Below are 21,514 nucleotides of genomic sequence, written 5' to 3'. Positions count from 1 at the left end.
ATGGCCCGCAAGCCGCTCATCGCCGGCAACTGGAAGATGAACCTCAACCACCTCGAGGCCATCAACCTGGTTCAGAAGCTGGCGTTCTCGCTCACCGACCGCGACTACGACGCCGTCGACGTCGCGGTACTTCCGCCGTTCACCGACCTGCGCAGCGTGCAGACGCTGGTCGACGGCGACAGGCTGCGCATCGTGTACGGCGCGCAGGACGTGTCGCGGCACGACTCCGGGGCCTACACCGGGGAGATCTCCGGCGCGATGCTCGCCAAGCTCGGCTGCGCGTTCACCCTGGTCGGCCACTCGGAGCGGCGGCAGTACCACGCCGAGGACGAGGCGCTCTGCAACGCCAAGGTCAAGGCGGCCTACCGGCATTCGCTGACGCCGATCCTGTGCGTCGGCGAGGGCCTGCCGATCCGGCAGGAGGGCCGCCACGTCGAGCACACGCTCGCCCAGTTGGCCGGGGCGCTCGAGGGCGTCCCCGCCGAGCAGGCCAGGTCGATCGTCGTGGCGTACGAGCCGGTCTGGGCGATCGGCACCGGTGAGGTCGCCACCCCGGCGGACGCCCAGGAGGTGTGCGGGGCCATCCGCACCCGCCTCGCCGACCTGTACGGCGGCGATGTGGCCGGTGAGGTGCGTGTCCTCTACGGCGGCTCGGTGAAGTCGGACAACATCGCCGGTATCATGGCGCAACCCGACATCGATGGCGCCCTCGTCGGCGGGGCCAGCCTCGACCAAGGGGAGTTCGTAAAGATTTGCCGCTTTGGTGAAATCTCCGGCTAGGTGAGTGATTATGGGGGTGCGACTTGACAGCAGGCCGTACCCTCATAAGGCAAGATTGAACCATCACGCCCGATGATCGTGCACACGGACCGTGCGCACGCCCGGACATAGGAACAGGTCTAGTGGAACTCGGAATCTCCATCGCTCTCATCCTGTCGAGCGCTCTGATGGTGCTGCTCGTCCTGCTTCACAAGGGCAAGGGCGGCGGTCTGTCGGACATGTTCGGCGGCGGTTTCTCGTCGTCCTTCGGCGGGTCCTCCGTGGTGGAGCGCAACCTGGACCGGCTCACCGTCATCACGGGCATCATCTGGTTCGTCTGCATCATCGCGCTGGGCCTGATGCTCAAGCCTTAGGTCTGATGCCCCCCGCTGTACGGCGGCAGCGCATGAGTGAGATTCACCACCCCCGTGGGCGGGGGGATCAAGGCAAGGAGTTCTTCGGTGGGTAGTGGCAACGCGATCCGTGGCAGCCGAGTCGGCGCGGGCCCGATGGGAGAGGCCGAGCGCGGCGAGGCGGCCCCCCGGGTACGGGTCTCGTTCTGGTGCGCGAACATGCACGAGACGCGCCCGAGTTTCGCCAGCGACGCTGCGGTTCCCGAGCTGTGGGACTGCCCGCGTTGCGGTCTTCCGGCGGGCCAGGACAGTGCGAATCCGCCGGCACCACCGAGGAACGAGCCGTACAAGACGCACCTCGCGTACGTGAAGGAGCGCCGCAGCGACAAGGACGGCGCGCAGATCCTCGCCGAGGCCCTGGAGCGGCTGCGCTCCTCCTCGCGCCCGATTTACTGACCGTTCAATCCGGTTTTCGGTCCAACGTCGAAGGCCCTCCCCGCCGATGCGGAGAGGGCCTTCGACGTGTCCGGATCGAGGCCCCGAGGCGTCGAGGGCGGGGCTCAGCCGTGGACGAGCCGCCCGTCGACGAAGGTCATCCGCACCCGAGTCGTCCAGATCTCCTGGGGGTCGAGCGTGAACGGATCCCGGTCGAGCACCACGAGGTCGGCGGGCCGGCCCTCCTCGATCGCCCCGGCCGGTGAGCCGTTCAGCCGGGCTGATCCCGCCGTGTAAGCGGTCATGACCGTCCTGAGGTCGATGCTCTGGCCGGGCAGGAACGGAGTCTGCGCGGTGGGATAGGACGCGTGAACCGACCCTCCCGGCTCGGTGCGGTTGACCGCGACGTGCATGCCCTGCAGCGGGTCGGCCGACGACACCGGCCAGTCGGAGCCCGCCGCCAGACGGGTGCCGTGCCGTACGAGATCGGCGAAGGGGTACTGCCACGACGAGCGCTCCGCGCCGAGGTACGGAATGCACAGCTCGTCCATCTGCGCGTGGTGGGTGGCCCACAGCGGCTGCAGGTTCGCGGTCACGCCGAGCGCGGCGAAGCGCGGCACGTCCTGTGGCGTGATGATCTGCAGGTGGGCGATGTGGTGGCGGTTGCCCGGGTCGGTCCCGGCCAGGGCGTCCAGGGCCTCTCGTACGGCACGTTCGCCGATGGCGTGGAAGTGGACCTGGAACCCCAGAGCGTCGAGCTCCTTGACGTACACCTTGAGCAGCGCGGGGTCCACGTACGAGAGGCCGCGGCCCAGCTCGGGACCACCGCAGCGGCAGTAGGGCTCGATGACGGCGGCGGTGAAGTTCTCCGCGATGCCGTCCTGCATGATCTTCACGGCGGTGGCCCGGAACCGGTCCAGGCCCTCGGCCCTGGCACGCCGCTCGACCAGGCCGGGAACCTGCTCGGCCCCCCGCGCGCGGTCCCACCACAGCGCGCCGACCACCCGAGCGGTGAGGCGGCCGGACGAGGCGGCGGACAGATACGCGGGAAGCTGGTCGTCCGAGCCGGCGTACGATCCCACGATCGCGTCCTGCCACCCGGTGATGCCCAGGGAGAACAGGTGCGCCTGCGCGTCGAGCAGGGCCGCCACCAGGTCGCCGGGGGTCGGACGCGGGGTGAGCAGGCCGACCAGGTCCATCGCGCCCTCGTGCAGCACCCCGCTGGGCGTGCCGTCGGGATCCCGCTCGATGCGGCCGTCCGCGGGGTCGGGGGTGTCCCGGGTGATCCCGGCCAGCTCCAGCGCCCGGGTGTTGACCCAGGCGGCGTGGTGGTCGCGCTGGATCAGGTACGCCGGGCGGTCGAGGAAGTCGAGCTGGGACCGATGGGGAAGGCCGCCCGGGAAGGCCGACATGTCCCACCCGCCGCCGTCGATCCACTCCTTGAATGGATTTTTCGCGGCATAGTCGGATATAGCGCCGAGGTAGGCGTCGAGGCCGTACACCTGGGCCAGATCACACCTGGCGCGCTCCAGCCCGGCCTGTACCGGGTGCATGTGCGCGTCGGTGAAGCCCGGAGTGAGCAGGCCGCCGTCCAGGTCGACCGGCTCGGCCCCGGGCGAGATCCGTGCGAGATCGGCCTCGGCGCCCACGGCGGCGATGACGCCGTCGCGGACGAGGACCGCTTCGGCGAAGCCGCCGGAGTCGCGGGCGTCGACGGCGTGCGGCGTGAAGGCGCGGCCGCCGCGGAACAGGATGTCTGAGCTCACAGTGCCGTCTTCCGCTCAGTGACCGGTGATGAGGTCGGCGATCTTGGCGAGTGCGGAGGTCCGTTCGGCCCCCCGGCTCTCGCGGGCGTCGGCCATGCGGTAGAGGCGGTACATCGAGTGCACGCCCAACCAGCGTAGTGGCTCGGGCTCCCACGAGCGGACCCGCCGGTCCACCCACGGCAGCACGCTCAACTCGCTCTCACGCCGGAGCACGAGGTCCCGGAGCGTACGGCCGGCCAGGTTGGTGGTGGTCACGCCGTGCCCGGTGTAGCCGCCTGCCCAGCCCAGGCCGGTCTCCCGGTCCAGGTGCACGGTCGAACACCAGTCGCGCGGCACGCCCAGCACACCCGACCACGCGTGCGCCACCCGGAACCCGGCCATGGCCGGGAAGAACGAGGTGAGCAGGCTCCACAGCGCGTCGATCGTCCAGGCCGGGGTGTGCCCGCGGTCGTCGATCCTCGACCCGTAGAGGTACGGCTTGCCGCGGCCACCGAAGGCGATCCGGTCGTCGGCCGTCCGCTGGGCGTACATGTAGTAGTGCGCCATGTCCCCGAGCAGTTCGCGGCCGTTCCACCCGATCTCCGCCCACACGTCCTCCGGCAGCGGCTCGGTGACGATCATCGAGCTGTTCATCGGCAGCCAGTCGCGGTGGTGGCCGGGGATGGTCGCGGTGAACCCCTCGGTGCAGCGCAGCACGTAGGTGGCGGTCACTGTGCCGTACGGGGTGACCGCCCTGCCGCGGGAGATCTCGGTGACCGGGGTTCGCTCGTAGACCTCCACCCCGAGGTTCCGTACGGCCCGGGCCAGGCCGCGGGCGAGCTTCGCCGGCTGGATCCGCGCGCAGTGCGGGCTCCAGGTGGCCCCGGTCGCGCCCGACACCCGCAGCCGGGACTCCATCTCGCCCCTGGTGAGCAGGCGGACGTCCGCCTCGGTCCACCCCCACTGCCGTTGGTAGTTCAGCTCCTCGCGCAGCCGGACGTCCTGGGCGGTGCTTCTCGCGACCGTGAGCAGGCCGCCCTTGACGATGTCGGCCTCGATGTCCTCGGCGGCGGCGACCCGGATGACCTCGTCGATCGCCTCGAACATGGCACGCTGGAGCCGTTTGGCGGCGTCCGGGCTGTGCGTCTTCGCGTACCGCTCCGGCGACCCGGCGAGCGCCCCGGTCAGCCAGCCGCCGTTGCGGCCCGAGGCGCCGAACCCGGCGAACTCCTTCTCCAGGACGACGACCCGCAGGTGAGGCTCGGCCTTCTTCAGGTAGTAGGCGGTCCACAGGCCCGTGTATCCGGCGCCGACGATGGCCACATCGGCCTGGAGGTCGCCGTCGAGCGGCTCGCCGGGCTCGGGGACGCCGAGGGACCGATACCAGAAGGACACCTCGCCGTTGGCGAAGTCCGGCGTCAGCGGAGCGCTCATGCCGCACATCCTGCTGTATCCGCGTCAGCTACACCAAGTCGCAACCGAAGCCATCGGTAGATCTGGACAGACATGCGGATAACGGTAGTCCTGGTCGAATAGGCTCCGACGGGAAGGTCGACCTCGAGCGCTGCCTAGACCGCCTGGCGCTGGAAGTCGTAGGCCCGTTCGACCTTGGCCACGTGCACGGCGAACGACTCGTACCAGCGCGCGCGGCCCTCGGCACGGGTCACCGCATGCGCGACGTGGTCACGCCAGGCCCGGATCGACTCTTCGTCGCGCCAGTAGGACACCGTGATCCCCAGCCCGTCGGACCCGCGCGCCGAGTCGACGCCGAGGAACCCCGGCTGGTCGGCGGCGAGCCGGACCATCTCCGCGGCGCGCTCTCCATAGCCGTTGTCACCGTCGGTGCGGACCGAGGTGAACACCACGGCGTAGTAGGGCGGCTCAGGCGGCGCGGCCGGGGCCAGGTCGGTCATGGCACCTCCAGAGACACTGGATCGACACTCGTCGCATGATCTCACGCACTCGTCGCGAGCCGCGACGGCGCGGGCTGAGGCACTATCGTCGCCTCTCGTGACCGGAAGATCCTCCCACCTGAACGCGACAGCCGAGGCCTACGACGCCGTCGCCGTCCAATACGCCGAACTAGTCCGGGACGAGCTCGACCATGTGCCGCTGGATCGTGCCCTGCTCGCCGCGTTCGCCGACTTCGTACGGCAGGCCGGGGGCGGGCCCGTCGCCGAACTCGGCTGTGGCCCGGGTCGTGTGACGGCGTACCTGCGGGGTCTGGGCCTGGACGTCTTCGGGGTCGACCTGTCGCCGGTGATGATCGACCTCGCCCGCCGGGCCTACCCCGACCTGCGCTTCGAGGTCGGCTCGATGGACGCCCTGGACCTGCCCGACGGCGAGCTGAGCGGCATCGTCTGCTGGTACTCGATCATCCACGCCCCGCCGGAAGAACTGCCGTCATATTTCGCGGAGTTCCGCCGCGTGCTGGCCCCGGGCGGCCACCTCCTGCTCGGCTTCTTCGAGTCAGAGGGTGGAGAGGTGGCTGCCTTCGACCACAGGGTGACTACGGCCTACCGATGGCCGATCGACGACCTCGCGGCGGTCGCACGCGAGTCTCGGTTCGTCGAAGTCGGCCGAATGCTGCGCGAGCCCCGGGACGTGGAACGGTTCCGCCAGGGCCGCCTGCTGATGCGTCGGGTTCCGTAGCGGAGGACAAGCCCGAGGACGTGGCCCGGTCGCGCGCTCGCGCGACGTGCGATCTGCTTCGCCGTCGGCGGGCTCGCATACCCGGCGCCCAGCACCACTGCGTCGTGTCCCACGCCCTCCGCTGCCATGGTCATGCGGTCACCGCTTTGTGTCCAGTCCCGACCGCGGGTTTCACCATATTTGACTTCACGGACATCTCGGGCGATTGGCATTTACTTCTCGTATTTTCATTGAATTAGTCAGCGAAAAATCTTGCCATTTCATGTCGAGCATGAGACTGTTCAGATAGATGTTCGAATGCGGGTTGGCGGGGAGGGAATTCCGTGGAGCAGTCCGTGGAGAACGAGGAACTCGTGACGCCGGGACGGCCGAGGCGGATGGCGCTGCGTTTGGCGGAGCTGAGGCCGATCGAGCCGGCGGAACTGGACATGCTCCAGGGGATGTCCGATCCGGATGCACCGCCTTCCCAGGCTCCGCCCTCTGTTCTGTCCCCTGCTCCATCCCTGCTGAGCGAGGAGGAGTGGGCCCGGATGCAGGAGGAGGAGCAGACAGAAGCAGCGGCACACCCTCGCGTGGAGGCGTGTTCCGCGGGCGGTTCGCGTACCCGGTCACGGCCACACCAGCCGAGCCGCGGGCCTCGTGTTTCGGATGTCACTCCCGGCGCGCGCAGGAGAGCCCGCTCCCGCCATCGAACGCGAGCATGGCCATCGGATCCTGGAGGCGGGATCGCGGACACCGGTGTGGCGGTGAACGGTTCCGCCGATGCCATCTGCCCATATGCCGACTCTCATGACGGGGTACAAGCTCGGTTGTGGATCTCGAAGAGGCGGCGGAGCGGCTGTACGGCCTGGCGCCGGGTGAGTTCACGGCGGCACGTGATGCTCTCGCAGGGGAGACCAAGGCCGCGGGGAAGACCCGGCTGGCGCGGGAGATCGGCAGGCTGCGTAAGCCGACTGTGGTGGCCTGGGTGGTCAACCAGCTGGCCCGGCGGCATCCGGACGACCTGGCGGGCCTCCTTGACGTGGGCGAACGGCTGCGGGAGGCCTGGCGGCGGCAGCACGCGGACGCGCTGGCCGACCTCAGCCGACGTAGGACGCGGATCACGGCCGGCCTCATCCGCATGATCAGACAGGACGCCGAGGCGGACGGGCACCCGCTGCCGTCGGCGGCCGTAGCCGAGATCGAGCGGACTCTCGACGCCGCCGTGGTCGACGAGGACGCGGCGGGCGAGGTCCGTCGGGGGAGGCTGGTCCGCCCTCTCAGCTACAGCGGATTCGCCCCCGCGCCGGTGGTACGGCCCACCCCGCGGCGGAACGCCCCTGCGCCGCGACCCGAGGCAGAGAAACGGCGGCAGGAAGACAAGCGACGGGCGGCGGTGCGCGAACGCGAAAGGGCGGAGCGTGAGCGCCACGTCGGTGAGCTGAAGCATGCCCTCGCCGAGGCGGAACGCACCGTCGCCGAGGCGGAGCAGAGCCATGCCGCCCGGGCGGCCGAGCTGGCGGAAGCCGTACGGGACCGAGACCGCCGGGCGGGAAAGGTCGCCGAGTTCACCGCTGAGCTGGCCGAGGCCAGGGAGAGGCTCACCGCCGCCGAGCACCGGGTGGAAGTCGCCGAACGAGAGGAGATCGTCGCGAGCGAGGTGTCGCTGTCCGCCCGCCACCAAGCGAACCAGACCCGGTCGGCTCTCGAGCAGGCCGAAGACGGCAACGGCAGCCGGTGAGGAGCGGCCACCATCGCCCCGGATCGCTCGGACGACACGGCAGACGGCCTCTTCCAGGTGAGAGAGCAACAACGAGGGCGCGGAATAGCGGGAAGGGCAGAATCCGAAGGTGGAAAGGGCGGAGGGCGTTGAGCTGGAACATCGAGAATCCCGAGGCCGAGCGACTGGCGGCCGAGATCGGCGCGCTCACCGGTGAGAGCAAGACCGCCGTCATCATTTCCGCCCTGCGGGAGCGGCACGAGCGGTTGCTTGTGAAGAGCCGGCAGACCGAGGACGCCGCGATGGTGGACGACCTTCTCGCGCTCGCCGCAGGGATCCGTTCGAGGGTCGGCGGGAAGGCGTTGTCCACCGATTTCCTTTATGGCCCCGAGACCGGACCCCGGTGAAGGCGGTGGTGCCAGGGGAGGGGCGGCTCTCGACCAGGGTGGTGAGCGGTAACCGCGGCGATGACGACCGGCCGCGACTTCGCCGGATCGGCTCAGCGTTTGGCCGCATGGTCGGTGAGCTGGGCGGCCGCGCTCTGGAAGTCGTTGACCCACTCGGAGGTCTCCTCGCGTGTGATCAGCGAGATGTCGGCCAGGAAGGAGCGCAGCAGTGCGAGGTAGTCCTGTACCGGGACAGGCTCGGGTCTCACCGCGTCACGGGCGTTTAACTCCGCCCAGTCGAACTGGAAGTCCACCAGGCGGTGCTGGATCTTCTGCGCGGTCGTCATGTCGCGCATCCATCCTGATGACAGTCCGAGAACGTGGTCGAGGGCGACGCAGACGCCAGCGGCGGCCAGCCGCGGACGTCCGCGTAGAAGCGGCTGAACATGGCGAAATAGGGCTCCCATTTCGGCCAATATGGCAGGACCGGATCGTGGTCGTCTCCCTGGCAGTTCAGGAAGTACGCCTCGCACTTTTTCCAGTTGACGTCGTGGTTGCCGGGCACCATGACGACCCGGTCTCGGGCGAGCCCCAATCCTTCTGCCAGGTCCGAGAGAAAGTCGTGGACGTGGTTGAACTCGGCCGGGCGGGCCCATTCGGCCAGGTCGCCCGAGGCCACGATGAGATCGGGAGCGACTCCTCGCTTCTCGCGCAGCCAGGCCAGATCCTTCAGGAGCCGTGCGGCCAGCGAGGCGTGCTCCCTGTCCCCGTCGGTCATCCCGTCGGTGCCGAACCGATGGTGGGCGCCGAACTGCATGTCGGAAACGTGCAGCATCGTGATCGCCTGTCGCCCGGCCACCGCGCCTCCCGCGGGCGCCGCGACATTTCGCCTCGACAACGGCGCCTTCGATTCTGTATTGGGCGACAATTGTAGCCGGATAACCCGGCTTACGTGGCTTGCTACGCGGGCACCTACGAATGTGGATTTATCCGGAAATAACCTGCGAATCGACCGGTCAGGGGGAGGCGATGCGGCTGAGGGAGGGCGGGATCTTGGCGGCGGCGGCGCGGTCGAGCAGGAAGAGCGTGCGCTGCCGCCCGCGCGCCCCGGCGGCCGGCACCTGGAACGGCCCGGCCTCCGACAGCGCCATGTGCACGGCCTGGGCCTTCTCCTCGCCCGCCGCGACGATCCATACCTCCCGGGCGGCCCGGATCGCCGGGAACGTCAGCGACAGCCGGGTCGGCGGCGGCTTGGGGGAGCCGTGCACCGCCACGACCGACCGCTCTTCCTCGTAGACGGCCGGCTGGCCGGGGAAGAGCGACGCGACGTGGGTGTCGGGTCCCATGCCGAGCAGCAGCACGTCGAAGGACGGCACCTGGCCGTGGTCCTCCGGCCTGGTCGCCTTGGTGAGCTCGGCCGCGTAGGCCTCCGCGGCCTCCTCGGCGGTCATGCCGGAGTCGGGGCCCGGCATGACGTGGACCCGGTCCGGATCCACGTCGACACGGTCGAGCAGGGCGGCGCGGGCCCCGGTCTCGTTCCGTTCCGGGTCGCCGTCGGGGAGGAAGCGCTCGTCGCCCCACCAGATGTCGAGCGTCCGCCAGTCGATCGCGTCGCGGGCGGCGGTCCCGGCCACCGCGGCGAGGGTCGCGATGCCGACGCTGCCGCCGGTCAGCACCAGGTGGGCGGACCCGCGCGCTGCCTGGGTGTCCGCCAGCCGGGTGATCAGGCGGGCGGCCACGGCCTGGGCCAGCACCTCGGCGTCGCGGTGGACGATGACTGTGGGAACGCTCAACGAAAGTGTCTTCCTATCTGGATGCCAACTGCTGAATGGCCGAGGCGTAGACCTCGTCGGGGTCGAGTCGCCGCAGTTCTTCGGCGAGCAGTTCCGAGGTGGGCCGCCGGGCCAGCGCGACCCGTCGATCCGGATGGCCGGGCCGCGACAGTGTGGCCAGCCGGGCGTCCGTCCTGGTCACCACGAGCTCGCCGCCGCCCACGACGGCCAGGCGCACCCCCGTGAGGCCGGGCCCGGAGGAGTCGGCCACCTCGATCGGCGCCGCCAGGCGATCCGACAGCCAGGCCGCCAGCAGCGGCGCGCTGGGGTTGCCCGCCGCGCCTTCCACCACGCCCCGCTCGACCTTCCCGATCGGCTGGTCGAAGGCCGCGGCCAGCAGGCTGCGCCACGGCGTCAGCCGGGTCCAGGCCATGTCGGTGTCCCCGGGGACGTACACGTCGGCCCGGCCGCTGATCGCCGCGACCGTGTCCCGCGCCGCCTGCGCGTCGGTGATCCGCCGACCGGCGAGCCGGCCGACGGGGTCCTTGGCCGGCACGTCCGGGCCCTGGCACGGCCACCACGCCACGACGGGCGTGTCGGGGAGCAGCAGCGGAGTGATCACCGAGTGGGCGTGTTCGGTCAGCTCGCCGTACAGGCGCAGCAGTACGACCTCGCCCGGCGCCGACTCGCCGACCCGGATCTCCGCGTCGAGCCGGTTGGGCTCGCCCGGACTGCGGTTGATGATCACCAGGATCCGCGAGGGGTGCTCGCGGGCGGCCTCGGTCGCCGCGCGCACCGCGTCGTACTGCCCGGCCTCGTCGACGACGGCGACCAGCGTCAGCACCATGCCGACCGCCGGCGCGCCCATCTGGTGCCGCAGCCGGGTGAGCGTCGAGGAGATCTTCGACGCGGTGGTCTCGGTCAGGTTGAACGTCGTCACAGTCGCCTCCAGGCTCGCCCGTCCCTGGCCAGCATCTCGTCGGCCGAGGCGGGACCCCAGGTGCCCGCCGGGTAGCCCTCGGGCCTGCCCTGGGAGGCCCAGAACTCCTCGATCGGATCCATGATCATCCAGGAGAGCTCCACCTCCCGCTGGTGCGGGAACAGCGGCGGGTCGCCGATGAGCACGTCGAGGAGCAGCCGCTCGTACGCCTCCGGAGACGACTCCATGAACGACTCGCCGTAGGCGAAGTCCATGAGGACGTCCCTGACCTCCATGGCCGTGCCCGGCACCTTGGAGCCGAAGCGCACGGTGATGCCCTCGTCCGGCTGGACCCGGATGACCAGTGCGTTCTGCCCGAGGATCTCGGTGTCGGTCTTGCTGAACGGCAGGTGCGGCGCCCGCTGGAAGACGACCGCGACCTCCGTCATCCGGCCGCTGAGCCGCTTGCCCGTACGCAGGTAGAACGGCACCCCCGCCCAGCGGCGGTTGGCGACCTCGAGGCGGACCGCGGCGTAGGTCTCGGTGATCGAGTCCGCCGGGATGCCGTCCTCCTCCAGGTAGCCGACGACGGGCTCGCCGCCCTGCCAGCCCCGGGTGTACTGGCCGCGCGCGGTGCCGGCGGCCAGATCGGCGGGGAGTTGGACCGCGCTGAGCACCTTCTCCTTCTCCCGGCGCAGCGAGTCGGCGTCGAAGAAGGTCGGGTCCTCCATGGCGACCAGCGCCAGAAGCTGGAGCAGGTGGTTCTGGATCACGTCACGGGCCGCGCCGATGCCGTCGTAGTAGCCGGCCCGGCCGCCGATGCCGATGTCCTCGGCCATCGTGATCTGGATGTGGTCGACGTAGCGGCGGTTCCAGATCGGCTCGTACAGCGTGTTGGCGAATCGCAGGGCCAGGATGTTCTGGACCGTCTCCTTGCCCAGGTAGTGGTCGATCCGGAAGACGGACTCCTCCGGGAACACCGCGTTGGTCAGCGCGTTCAGCTCGCGGGCGCTGTTCAGGTCGTGCCCGAAGGGCTTCTCCACCACGACCCGCCGCCAGGACCCGCTCGGGCCCTGCGCGAGGTCCGTCCGCTTGAGCTGCTCGATCACCACGGGGAAGTACTTCGGCGGCACCGACAGGTAGAAGGCGTAGTTGCCGCCGGTGCCCCGGGTCTCGTCGATCTCCTTGAGCATCATCGCCAGCACGTCGAACGCGCCGTCGTCGTCGAAGGTGCCGGGGCAGAAGTGGATGCCCTCGCTGATCTGCTTCCAGACCTCCTCGCGGAACGGTGTGCGCGCGTGCTCCTTGACCGCCTCGTAGGTGACCTGCGCGAAGTCCTCGTGCGCCCAGTCACGCCGGGCGAATCCGACCAGGGAGAAGCCCGGGGGCAGCAGCCCCCGGTTGCCCAGGTCGTAGATCGCCGGCAGCAGCTTCCGCTTGGCCAGGTCGCCCGTGACGCCGAACAGCACGAGCACGCACGGCTCGGCCACCCGCGGCAGCCGCCTGTCGCGGGGATCGCGCAGCGGATTGGCGGCGGCCACCTGCTCGGAGGTCGCCTGTGTCGCGGCCTGGGCCGCCGCCTGCGTCACCGACTCGGCGACCGTCCCGGTCGCGGCGGCGGCGGGTGCCGTTTCCTCCGCCCGTGTCCGCGGCTCGGTCATAGCCCCTCCGCCACGGAGAGCAGGTGCCGTACGCCCGCGACCCGGTCGGTGAGGTGCAGGCGGACCGCCGGCCTGCCCCGGGAGGCCAGTGCCCGCAGGTCGCCCAGCGCCTGCGCGAGCTGCAGCCTGCCCAGTGTGTACGGCCTGCCCGGCACCTCGACGTCGTCGGTGACGGCCCCGGTGATCTGCAGGAACACTCCGGCGGCGGGGCCGCCCTTATGGTACTGCCCGGTCGAGTGCAGGAACCGCGGTCCCCACCCGAACGTGACCGCGTGGTCGGTCCGGTAGTCCAGCAGCGCCCGGAGCGTGGCCACGTCGGCGGCCGCCCAGGTCTCGGTCATCTCCTCGAAGGAGGACTCCCCGACGGGCGCGGCGTCGAACGCCGCCTCACGGTCGAGATAGGCCATGATCGCCAGGTAGCCCCGCTCCGGGATCGCGCGCAGCAGCCAGGTCAGCACGTCGGCCAGGTTCTTCGGGTCCCCCGGCACCTCGCCGTACACCTCGACGGGCCCGTCGGTCAGGATCGGCGTCCCGGCGGGCAGCGGTCCGTCGCCGGACTCCGTCAGGATCGCGGTGGTGTTCTCCTTCGACTCGGCCACGTTCGGCTGGTCGAACGGGTTGATCCCGAGGACCCGGCCGGCGACCGCCGTCGCGTACTCCCAGACGAGGAACTGCGCACCCAGCGGGCCGTCCACCGCGGCGGCGCCGTCCGGCCCGATCGACACCACGTACTGGTCGTCGGCCTCGGCCGCGTCGGCGCCGACCACCGGCAGGATGCCCTTGCCCTCCTTGCCGGTCGACTCGGCGATGAGCTGCTCGATCCAGTCGGGCAGCCCGGCGATGTCCGTCGCCGCGTCACGCAGGACCAGCTTGTCGCGGCCGTGCAGCGCCTGCGCGCCGAGCAGCACGCCGAGGTCCAGGCCGGGGTTGCCTTCGGCTCCTTCCAGCAGCGGCTGTACGGCGGCCGCCTCGTCGAGAAGGCCGCGCACATCGGCGCCGGCCAGCGCGCTCGGCACCAGGCCGAACGCGCTGAGCGCGCTGTAGCGGCCGCCCACGTTCGGGTCGGCCAGGACGACCTGGTAGCCGGCCTCGATGGCGGCCTGCTCCAGCGGGGAGCCGGGGTCGGTCACGATGACCATGTGCTCGGCGGGGTCGAGCCCGGCGTCGCGGAACGCCTTCTCGTAGATCCGGCGGTGGCTGTCGGTCTCGATCGTGCCGCCGCTCTTGCTGGACACCACCACGAGCGTCCGCTCGATCGGGGCGGCCAGCGCGCGCCGCACCTGGTGCGGATCGGTCGTGTCGAGGACGGTCAGCGGCACGTCCCGGGTGGCGCAGATGACCTCGGGGGCGAGAGAGGACCCGCCCATCCCGGCCAGCACCACGTGGTCGAGGCCTTCGGCCTGAGCCTTCTCGACGAGCTTGGTGATCTCGGGCAGCAGCTCCCGGCTCGTGAGCGGCAGGTTGAGCCAGCCGAGCCGGATCTCCGCCTCGGAGCGGGCCTGCGGCCCCCACAGCCCGGGATCGCCCGCGGCCAGCGCGGCCGGCACCCCGTCGGAGACTAGCCCGTTCCTGACCGCCTCGACCGCCTGCCCCCCGTCGCCGAGGTTCACCTCAACTGTCATGTCGCCTCAGGCCTTCCCGAGCTCGGCCTTGACGGTCTCGAGCAGCTCGTTCCACGACGTCTCGAACTTCTCGACGCCCTCCTCCTCCAGGACTCGCACCACGTCGTCGTAGTCGATGCCGGCGTTCTTGAGTGACGCCATGACGTCCCACGCCTGCTGGTAGAAGGGGCGGACGGTGTCACCCGAGATCCTGCCGTGGTCGGCGGCCGCCTCCAGCGTCTTCTCCGGCATGGTGTTGACGACCCCGCCGGTCACGAGCTGCTCGACGTAGAGGGTGTCGGGGTAGTCCGGGTTCTTCACTCCGGTGGAGGCCCACAGCGGCCGCTGCGGGCGGGCGCCGGCGGCGCGCAGGGCCTGCCAGCGCGGCGAGTTCATGACCTCCTCGAACGCGGCGTAGGCGAGGCGGGCGTTGGCGACGCCGGCCTTGCCCCGCAGCCCGAGGGCCTCCGGTGTGCCGATCTTCTCCAGCCGGCCGTCGATCTCGGTGTCGAGGCGGCTGACGAAGAACGACGCCACCGACTCGATGGAGGCGAGGTTCACCCCGGCCGCCGCGGCCTTCTCCAGGCCGCTCAGCCAGGCGTCCATGACCTGGCGGTACCGCCCCAGAGAGAAGATCAGCGTGACGTTGACGCTGATGCCCTCGGCGATGGCCTGCGTGATCGCGGGAAGGCCCTCGACGGTCGCCGGGATCTTGATGTGCACGTTGGGCCGGTCGACCAGCCACCACAGCGCGCGTGCCTCGGCGATGGTCGGCTCGGTCCTGCGGGCCAGCCGGGGATCGACCTCGATGGATACCCGGCCGTCCACCCCGTGGGTCACGTCGTAGACCGGCCGCAGCACGTCGGCCGCCCAGCGGATGTCGAAGGTCGTGATGGCCCGCACGGCCTCCTCGACCGAGACGCCGCGCACCGCGAGGTCGCGGAGCTGCGTGTCGTACGCGTCGCCCTTGCTGAGGGCGTTGGCGAAGATCGTCGGGTTGGACGTGACGCCGCTCACGTTCCTGTCCTTGACCAGGGCGGCCAGGCCGCCGCCACGCAGCCGGTCCCGGCTGATGTCGTCGAGCCAGATGGAGACTCCGGCCTCGACAAGGCGCTTCAGATTCTCACTCATCTTGATCCCTCAGTTTCCGGTCGTCTCACCCTTGTCGGCGCCGGTCCTGGCCAGGCTGGCCTTGGCGGCGGCGACGACGCGGTCGGCGGTGAGGCCGAACTGCTCGTAGACGGTCTTGTACGGGGCGGAGGCACCGAAGTGCTCCAGGCTCAGCACTTCCCCCGCTTCGCCGACGAACTCCCGCCAGCCCAGCGCGACTCCCGCCTCCACGGCCACCCGGGCGCGGACCGAATGCGGCAGCACGGTCTGCCGGTAGGCGGGCTCCTGCGCCCTGAACCACTCGACGCACGGCATCGACACCACCCGGGTCGGGATGCCCTGCGCCTCCAGGGTCTTACGTGCCTCCACCGCGAGCTGGACCTCGCTGCCGGTCCCGATGATCACCACGGCCGGCTGGCAGTTGGACGCGTCCTGCAGCACGTAACCGCCGCGCGCCACACAGTCGGGGTCGCCGGTGCCGTCCAGGACCGGCAGGTTCTGCCGGCTGAGGCACAGCCCGGCGGGACGGTCGGTGTGCTCGAGGATCGCCTTCCACGCGGCTGAGGTCTCGTTGGCGTCGGCCGGGCGGACCACGTCCAGGCCCGGAACGGCGCGCAGCGACCACAGGTGCTCGATCGGCTGGTGGGTCGGACCGTCTTCGCCGAGACCGATCGAGTCGTGCGTCCACACGTAGGTCACCGGGAGCTTCATCAGCGCGGCCAGCCGCACCGACGGGCGCATGTAGTCGCTGAACACCAGGAACGTGCCGCCGTACGGGCGGGTGCCGTTGTGCAGGGCGATGCCGTTCAGGATGGCGCCCATGCCGTGCTCGCGGATGCCGAAGTGCAGCGTCCTGCCGTACCGGTTGCCGGGGAACTCCCTGGTCTGGAACTCCTCAGGGATGAAGGACGGCTCGCCCTTCATCGTGGTGTTGTTGGAGTCGGCGAGGTCGGCCGAGCCGCCCCACAGCTCGGGCAGGACCGGCGCGAGCGCGCTCAGCACCTCACCGGAGGCCTTGCGGGTGGCGACCGACGACCCGATCTCGAAGGAGGGCAGCGCCTTGTGCCAGCCCTCGGGGAGCTTGTGCCGCGAGATCCGGTCGAACAGCTCGGCACGCTCGGGGTCGGCCGCCCGCCAGCTCGCGAACCGCTTGTCCCACTCGGCACGCGCCTCCCGGTTGCGCGCCACGACCTCGCGGGCGTGCGCGAGGACCTCGTCGGGGACGTCGAAGTGCTTGGACGGGTCCATGCCGAGGACCTGCTTGGTCGCGGCCACCTCGTCGGGGCCGAGCGCCGAGCCGTGGATCTTGCCGGTGTTCTGCTTGTTCGGCGCGGGCCAGCCGATGGTCGTGCGCAGCTTGATGAAGGTCGGCCGCTCGGTCTCGGCGCGGGCCGCCTCCATCGCCGCATACAGTGCCTGGACGTCCTCGACATACTTTCCAGAAGCGGTCCAGTCGACCTCCAGGACCTGCCAGCCGTACGCCTCGTACCGCTTGGCGATGTCCTCCGACAGCGCGATCTGGGTGTCGTCCTCGATCGAGATCTGGTTGGAGTCGAAGACGACGACGAGGTTGCCGAGCTTCTGGTGGCCCGCGATCGCGCTGACCTCGTGGCTGATGCCCTCCTCGATGTCGCCCTCGGAGGCGAAGCACCAGATCATGTGGTCGAACGGGGAGGTCCCCGGCTCGGCGTCGGGGTCGAACAGGCCGCGCTCGCGGCGGGCGGCCATGGCCATCCCCACGGCGTTGCCCAGACCCTGTCCCAGCGGGCCCGTGGTCGTCTCCACACCCGCCGTGTGGCCGTACTCCGGGTGGCCCGGGGTGAGGCTGTCCCACTGGCGCAGGCCCTTGATGTCGTCAAGGGTGAGGCCGTACCCGGAAAGGTAGAGCTGGATGTAGAGCGTCAGGCTGGTGTGCCCGCAGGACAGGACGAACCTGTCGCGCCCCGCCCACTTCGGATCCGAAGGATCGTGGCACAGGACGCGCTGGAAGAGAAGGTAGGCGGCGGGAGCGAGGCTCATCGCGGTGCCCGGGTGACCCGAGCCCGCCTTCTCGACCGCGTCCATCGCCAGGGCCCGCACCACGTCGACCGCCTGCCGATCGAGGTCACTCCACTCAAGGCTTGCGCTGCTCAACTACTCGATCCCCTCTGAATTCTTCGCGCCGATTTGGCAATTCCCGCCCACCCTGGACCCTAACGGTTTCCCGGTTGTACCGTTTGGCAGGCCGTTCGCCATGCGGACACGGACGGCGATGAACCGGAGCGTCCGGCCCCGATTGATGGACCACCGGAACCTGCGACTACAGTGATTGCGCAAGTGCCCACCGTGTGCCTGCCGGGAGTGAAACCCGGACGGAACACACCGGAGATCCCTGTCGCAATCAGAGGTTACGCGTTGACCCCGCCCTTGCTGGAAGCGCCTTGACGGTGCTCACGAACAAGCAGACGATGACCAGTCTCGGGACCGCCCGAGGCGCCGCCGCCTCGGCCGCGGCGCCCCGCTCCGTCGGAGCGCTCGTGAAGGCCTACGTGGCGCTCACCAAGCCGCGGATCATCGAACTGCTGCTGATCACGACCCTGCCGACGATGTTCCTCGCGGCACGAGGCCTGCCCGATGCGTGGACGGCCATCGCGACCATGCTCTTCGGCACCCTCTCGGCGGGCAGCGCGAACGTCCTGAACTGCTACATCGATCGGGACATCGACCAGACGATGCGGCGCACCCGCCGCCGGCCGCTGCCCAAGCACGAGGTCTCGCCCAAGGGCGCACTGCTCTTCGGTGTGATTTTGGGCACGCTGTCGACGATCGGCCTCGCGCTGTCGGTCAACGTGCTCGCGGCGGCCCTCTCGCTGGCCGCGATCCTGTTCTATGTCCTGGTCTACTCGATGGTGCTGAAGCGGCGGACCGCGCAGAACATCGTGTGGGGCGGGATCGCCGGCTGCATGCCCGTGATGATCGGCTGGGCCGGGATCACCGGTAGCGTGTCGTGGGCGCCCGTGGTGCTGTTCGGCGTGGTCTTCTTCTGGACGCCGCCGCACACCTGGACCCTCGCCATGCGCTACCGCGAGGACTACGCGTCCGTCGAGGTGCCCATGCTGCCCGTCATCGCCACCGAGCGGCGGGTCCTGCGGCAGATCATCGTCTACACCTGGGCGACCGTGCTGTGCTCGCTGCTGCTGTGGCCGGTCGCCGGCACCTCGCTGCTCTACCCGGCGGTCGCCGCCGTCCTCGGCGCGGTGTGCCTGTTCGAGGTGTACGCCATGCTGGCCCGGCTCAACGCCGGGAAGGCCGGCCTCGACCTGCGGCCGATGCGCTTCTTCCACTGGTCGAACGTCTATCTCGCGATCCTCTTCCTCGCCGTCGCGGTCGACTCCCTGATCGTCTGAGCCTCGCCTGCCACGGCGGCGTTCAGCCGTACGTGGCACGGACGTTGTCGCGCGGCGGCGGCTGGAGCCTGCCCGCCGGGCCTTCGGCGAAGGCCCGCAGCAGGTTGGCCGTCGCCTTCGTGACGAACCGCCGGGTCCGGACGTCGATGCCGTGCGCACGTGGGAGATCCCGGGTTCTCGCCATCAGCGCCTCCGCCCACCGCATGGTCCCCGAGGCGAAGACGCCCGCCCCGCCGGGCATGGTGTAGTACGCCGAGTCGGCGAAGCTCGGCCGCCCCGCGCACGTCACCGGTGAGTGGGAGATGATCTCCAGCGGCCGGGGTGTCGGGACGGCCGGGACCACCCTGTCGTACTCCACGCCGACCAGGTGGGGGAACTGCTCGCCCCGCCGGACCCCGGTGCCCGCGAAGATCCAGTGACCGGGCCGGGTCACCACATACGGCGCGTCCACGGGATAGCCGTCGTAGAAGACGCCGGTCAGCGAGGATTCGGGGTCGGCGGCCGGGCCCGACCGGTAGTCGGCGGTCGCCAGTGCCGGGCGCCTGCCGTACATCGGATCCCTGGCGACGTCGGTCTTGTAGCACACCACCAGCCGGCCGCCCCGTTCCAGCCGGATCCGCCGATAGCAGGTGTTGGCCCCGAGGAAGGCCAGGTTGACGCCCGCGTCCCGGGCGTCGGTCGCGCGGGCGCGCATGCCCGGCGTCCAGTACTCGTCGTGCCCGAGGAAGAACACCGCCGCGGCGTCCTTCAACACGCCGCCTCCGGCATCGATGTCGCCGCTGGTCGTGTACGCGAGAGGCAGCCCGAGCCGTTCGGCCAGCGCCACCACCGCCCGCTCGTGGACGAGGAACTTCTCCATCCCCGTACGGTCGTAGGGCCGGTCGAAGCTCACCGCCAGAGAGCGGCTCTCGTAGCGGCCGTCGCCGCCGAAGTAGAGGCTGTGGCCACCCCACCTGTTGTAGGCCTGCCACGTTCCGGTCGCGTGCACGAGCACGGTCTTCCCGGCTCCCGATGCCGAGCGGACGACCAGCGGCACATACCGCTGGTGCCCCCGGTCGGCGTCGAGGCGCAGGAGATAGACCCCCTCCGGCCAGCCGTCCGTCGGCACCGTGAGCGAACGCCGCCAGTCGGCGTGCACGGTGCGGGTCGTGGCCACCAGGTCACCGGGGCGTTGCCGCCGGCCGCTGATCCAGGCCGACCGCCACACCCGGCGCGCCAGGGCGCCGCCGTACCAGCCCATCCGGTACGCGGTGACGCGGAAGCGGTCGGCCGTGGTGGAGACGCACAGCCCGACCGGCTCGCCGGGCAGCACGCTCGCCCTGTCGCAGTAGCCCTCCACCGCGTCGTCCGGGCCGTACCGCCGGATCCGCCAGTCGGTGTCGCCGGGAAGCAGCCGCTCGGGCGTGGGGGACGGGCGGGCGGCCACGGCGGGAGACGGCCCGGCGGCGGGTGACGGGCCACCGGGTGACGGGCTTGCGGATGACGGGCCGGTCTCGGGCGCCGCCCGCCCCGAGGCGCCGCATCCGGCCGTCCCGATGGCGGCCGCCGCGGCCGCGCCCGCGGCGTACAGGAAGCGGCGTCGACCCAGATCGCCGCCAGGTGTATCGTTCATGGCCGTCCATGTTTCCGGGTGGGTGGCGCCGATCCTATCGGGCGGCGTGCCGTACCCCGTGGACGTGCGTTCTACGGCGCGAAGGACTCCGGGCGGGGGAGGACAGGACGTGGGCAGTCGGTTACATTCGCGGCATGGCGAGCCTTGATCCGCGTGCGGTGCTGAAGGAGCGGCCGTCGATCGGCCTGATCAGCGGTCTGGTCGTCGCGGGGCTGTGCGCGCTGGTGTCGTTATCCTTCGACGTCCTGGACGGCGACCCCGTCCAGTTCTCCATCGCGCTCGTGCTGGCCGTGGCGCCGGTGCCGCTGCTGCTCGCGGGGGTGCTCGCGCTGGACCGGATGGAGCCCGAGCCCCGCGCCAACCTGGTCTTCGCCTTCGCCTGGGGGGCGGGCGTCGCCGTCCTCGTGGCGGGCATCCTCAACTCGCTCAACCTCCTGCTGCTGGAGCGCTGGCTGGGCCACAGCGCGCACAACCTCGTCGCGACGTTCGGGGCGCCCCCTGTCGAGGAGACGATGAAGGGGCTGGTGCTGCTCGGGCTGCTGTGGTTCCGCAGGCAGGAACTGGACGGGCCGACCGACGGGATCATCTACGCCGGCATGGTCGGCCTCGGGTTCGCGATGTCGGAGAACGTCAGCTACTACATCTCGGCCCTGAGTGAGAACGGCCCGGAGGTGCTGGCCGCGACCGTCGTGCTGCGCGGCGTGCTCTCCCCGTTCGCGCATCCGCTGTTCACGTCCCTGATCGGCATGTCGGTCGCGTACGCGGCCGCTCAGCGGCGGAACGCGAGCGGGGTAGTGATGATCATATTCGGCTGGGTCGGCGCCATGATCATGCATGGCATCTGGAACGGCTTCGCCCTGTTCGGCGGGCTGGGCGGGCTGGCCGTCGCCTACCTGCTGTTGATGATCCTGCTGATCATCGAGCTGATCGTGATCATCCGGGACCGGAGGCGGATCGTCGGGCTGATCAATCGCTATCTGCCGCCGTACGAGGCCTACGGCCTGATCAACCAGGCGGACATCTTCATGCTCTCGTCCCTCAGAGGCCGGCGGCAGGCCCGGGTCTGGGCCAAGGCACACGGCGGCCGCGCCGGAGTCCGGGCGATGGCCGACTACCAGCTCGCCGCCACCGAGCTGGGGCTGCTGCACGCCCGCGCCGCACGAGGCGGGGTGGAAGAGCCCGCGTTCCGGACCGCACAGCGGTCGCTGGTGGAACTGATGGCCTACGCCCGCATGTCCTTCCCGCTCCCGGACCGGCACCGGGACAGCGCGGCGAGGGGTGTGCCGCCGCCCGGGTACGCCTCGGGCTACGGAGCGTCGAACAGGTGGGCCGCTCCTCAGCTGCCTCCCCCCGACCGGCCGCCGTACCCCCACGGGCAGGAGCCCCCGCAGACCGATTGACCGCACACCGATGCCGTGACCTTG

Annotated in this window: 20 protein-coding genes; 8 read left to right on the top strand and 12 right to left on the bottom strand. The window is 70.5% G+C overall.

All coding sequences use genetic code 11. The annotated features are described in order from the left end of the window. The 3 genes from tpiA (at position 1) to ACFHYQ_RS12510 (ending at position 1,568) form a co-directional block, all read left to right on the top strand. Positions 1–780: a triose-phosphate isomerase gene (gene tpiA, locus ACFHYQ_RS12520; RefSeq protein WP_394301283.1), complete on the top strand. Its 780-nt coding sequence runs from the start codon at positions 1–3 to the stop codon at positions 778–780. Positions 781–902: 122 nt separating this feature from the next. Continuing rightward, complete coding sequence (gene secG / locus ACFHYQ_RS12515) at positions 903–1,133, top strand: preprotein translocase subunit SecG (RefSeq protein ID WP_204015621.1); 231 nt, start codon at positions 903–905, stop codon at positions 1,131–1,133. Between the two features lie 87 nt (positions 1,134–1,220). Beyond that, a complete protein-coding gene (locus ACFHYQ_RS12510; protein ID WP_204015623.1) occupies positions 1,221–1,568 on the top strand; it encodes an RNA polymerase-binding protein RbpA in 348 nt (115 codons plus the stop codon). Positions 1,569–1,672: 104 nt separating this feature from the next. On the opposite strand, the gene ACFHYQ_RS12505 is transcribed toward ACFHYQ_RS12510, so the two are convergent. From ACFHYQ_RS12505 to ACFHYQ_RS12495, 3 genes are all read right to left on the bottom strand, one after another. Beyond that, positions 1,673–3,313, bottom strand: coding sequence for an amidohydrolase (locus ACFHYQ_RS12505; protein ID WP_394301282.1), 1,641 nt, complete (start codon positions 3,311–3,313; stop codon positions 1,673–1,675). 15 nt (positions 3,314–3,328) lie between these two features. Next, positions 3,329–4,726 carry an NAD(P)/FAD-dependent oxidoreductase gene (locus ACFHYQ_RS12500; RefSeq protein ID WP_394301281.1) on the bottom strand — a complete coding sequence of 466 codons (1,398 nt, stop codon included), beginning with the start codon at positions 4,724–4,726 and terminating at the stop codon, positions 3,329–3,331. 134 nt (positions 4,727–4,860) lie between these two features. After that, on the bottom strand, positions 4,861–5,205 hold the full coding sequence (locus ACFHYQ_RS12495) for an antibiotic biosynthesis monooxygenase family protein (protein ID WP_394301280.1): 345 nt from the start codon (positions 5,203–5,205) through the stop codon (positions 4,861–4,863). Between the two features lie 97 nt (positions 5,206–5,302). Between ACFHYQ_RS12495 and ACFHYQ_RS12490 the strand changes: the two genes are divergently transcribed. The 3 genes from ACFHYQ_RS12490 to ACFHYQ_RS12480 all read left to right on the top strand — a co-directional run bounded on the left by ACFHYQ_RS12490 (position 5,303) and on the right by ACFHYQ_RS12480 (position 8,050). Next, positions 5,303–5,944 carry a class I SAM-dependent methyltransferase gene (locus ACFHYQ_RS12490; RefSeq protein WP_394301279.1) on the top strand — a complete coding sequence of 214 codons (642 nt, stop codon included), beginning with the start codon at positions 5,303–5,305 and terminating at the stop codon, positions 5,942–5,944. An 811-nt stretch (positions 5,945–6,755) separates the two neighbouring features. After that, complete coding sequence (locus ACFHYQ_RS12485) at positions 6,756–7,664, top strand: hypothetical protein (protein ID WP_394301278.1); 909 nt, start codon at positions 6,756–6,758, stop codon at positions 7,662–7,664. A gap of 128 nt (positions 7,665–7,792) precedes the next feature. Then, on the top strand, positions 7,793–8,050 hold the full coding sequence (locus ACFHYQ_RS12480) for a type II toxin-antitoxin system VapB family antitoxin (protein WP_394301277.1): 258 nt from the start codon (positions 7,793–7,795) through the stop codon (positions 8,048–8,050). Between the two features lie 92 nt (positions 8,051–8,142). On the opposite strand, the gene ACFHYQ_RS12475 is transcribed toward ACFHYQ_RS12480, so the two are convergent. The 8 genes from ACFHYQ_RS12475 to tkt all read right to left on the bottom strand — a co-directional run bounded on the left by ACFHYQ_RS12475 (position 8,143) and on the right by tkt (position 17,225). Beyond that, on the bottom strand, positions 8,143–8,400 hold the full coding sequence (locus ACFHYQ_RS12475) for an SLATT domain-containing protein (RefSeq protein WP_394301314.1): 258 nt from the start codon (positions 8,398–8,400) through the stop codon (positions 8,143–8,145). After that, positions 8,373–8,888 (bottom strand): metallophosphoesterase family protein, encoded by a 516-nt coding sequence (locus tag ACFHYQ_RS12470; protein ID WP_394301276.1) that lies wholly within the window; start codon positions 8,886–8,888, stop codon positions 8,373–8,375. The genes ACFHYQ_RS12475 and ACFHYQ_RS12470 overlap by 28 nt, the downstream gene beginning before the upstream one ends. A gap of 157 nt (positions 8,889–9,045) precedes the next feature. Further along, positions 9,046–9,822: a 6-phosphogluconolactonase gene (gene pgl / locus ACFHYQ_RS12465; RefSeq protein ID WP_394301275.1), complete on the bottom strand. Its 777-nt coding sequence runs from the start codon at positions 9,820–9,822 to the stop codon at positions 9,046–9,048. A gap of 13 nt (positions 9,823–9,835) precedes the next feature. Further along, the gene (locus ACFHYQ_RS12460) at positions 9,836–10,741 is read right to left on the bottom strand and encodes a glucose-6-phosphate dehydrogenase assembly protein OpcA (protein WP_394301274.1); all 906 of its coding nucleotides are present in this window, start codon (positions 10,739–10,741) and stop codon (positions 9,836–9,838) included. After that, positions 10,738–12,381, bottom strand: coding sequence for a glucose-6-phosphate dehydrogenase (gene zwf / locus ACFHYQ_RS12455; protein WP_394301273.1), 1,644 nt, complete (start codon positions 12,379–12,381; stop codon positions 10,738–10,740). Before zwf ends, ACFHYQ_RS12460 begins: the two co-directional genes overlap by 4 nt. Beyond that, a complete protein-coding gene (locus tag ACFHYQ_RS12450) occupies positions 12,378–14,003 on the bottom strand; it encodes a phosphoglucose isomerase-related protein (RefSeq protein ID WP_394301272.1) in 1,626 nt (541 codons plus the stop codon). The genes zwf and ACFHYQ_RS12450 overlap by 4 nt, the downstream gene beginning before the upstream one ends. A gap of 6 nt (positions 14,004–14,009) precedes the next feature. After that, the gene (gene tal / locus ACFHYQ_RS12445) at positions 14,010–15,113 is read right to left on the bottom strand and encodes a transaldolase (RefSeq protein ID WP_394301271.1); all 1,104 of its coding nucleotides are present in this window, start codon (positions 15,111–15,113) and stop codon (positions 14,010–14,012) included. Between the two features lie 9 nt (positions 15,114–15,122). Next, on the bottom strand, positions 15,123–17,225 hold the full coding sequence (tkt, locus tag ACFHYQ_RS12440) for a transketolase (RefSeq protein WP_394301270.1): 2,103 nt from the start codon (positions 17,223–17,225) through the stop codon (positions 15,123–15,125). 287 nt (positions 17,226–17,512) lie between these two features. Between tkt and ACFHYQ_RS12435 the strand changes: the two genes are divergently transcribed. Further along, entirely contained in the window at positions 17,513–18,478 is a 966-nt protein-coding gene (locus tag ACFHYQ_RS12435) for a heme o synthase (protein ID WP_394301269.1), read from the top strand. A 22-nt stretch (positions 18,479–18,500) separates the two neighbouring features. Here ACFHYQ_RS12435 and ACFHYQ_RS12430 read toward each other — a convergent pair whose 3' ends face one another. Then, a complete protein-coding gene (locus ACFHYQ_RS12430) occupies positions 18,501–20,090 on the bottom strand; it encodes a N,N-dimethylformamidase beta subunit family domain-containing protein (RefSeq protein ID WP_394301268.1) in 1,590 nt (529 codons plus the stop codon). Between the two features lie 134 nt (positions 20,091–20,224). Here ACFHYQ_RS12430 and ACFHYQ_RS12425 point away from each other — a divergent pair, with 134 nt between their 5' ends. Beyond that, complete coding sequence (locus ACFHYQ_RS12425; RefSeq protein ID WP_394301267.1) at positions 20,225–21,490, top strand: PrsW family intramembrane metalloprotease; 1,266 nt, start codon at positions 20,225–20,227, stop codon at positions 21,488–21,490. Positions 21,491–21,514 lie beyond the last annotated feature (24 nt).

It is taken from the genome of Sphaerimonospora cavernae, assembly GCF_042435035.1.
Lineage (GTDB): Bacteria > Actinomycetota > Actinomycetes > Streptosporangiales > Streptosporangiaceae > Sphaerimonospora > Sphaerimonospora cavernae.
The sequence above is the reverse complement of the archived record's forward strand: the minus strand, read 5'-3'. Positions and strand labels throughout refer to the sequence as shown.

Coding starts and splice junctions, on each gene's coding strand:
- tpiA (WP_394301283.1), top strand. CDS start 1: ATGGCCCGCAAGCCGCTCATCGCCGGCAACTGGAAGATGAACCTCAAC.
- ACFHYQ_RS12430 (WP_394301268.1), bottom strand. CDS start 20,090: ATGAACGATACACCTGGCGGCGATCTGGGTCGACGCCGCTTCCTGTAC.
- zwf (WP_394301273.1), bottom strand. CDS start 12,381: ATGACCGAGCCGCGGACACGGGCGGAGGAAACGGCACCCGCCGCCGCC.
- tal (WP_394301271.1), bottom strand. CDS start 15,113: ATGAGTGAGAATCTGAAGCGCCTTGTCGAGGCCGGAGTCTCCATCTGG.
- ACFHYQ_RS12425 (WP_394301267.1), top strand. CDS start 20,225: ATGGCGAGCCTTGATCCGCGTGCGGTGCTGAAGGAGCGGCCGTCGATC.
- ACFHYQ_RS12500 (WP_394301281.1), bottom strand. CDS start 4,726: ATGAGCGCTCCGCTGACGCCGGACTTCGCCAACGGCGAGGTGTCCTTC.
- ACFHYQ_RS12495 (WP_394301280.1), bottom strand. CDS start 5,205: ATGACCGACCTGGCCCCGGCCGCGCCGCCTGAGCCGCCCTACTACGCC.
- ACFHYQ_RS12450 (WP_394301272.1), bottom strand. CDS start 14,003: ATGACAGTTGAGGTGAACCTCGGCGACGGGGGGCAGGCGGTCGAGGCG.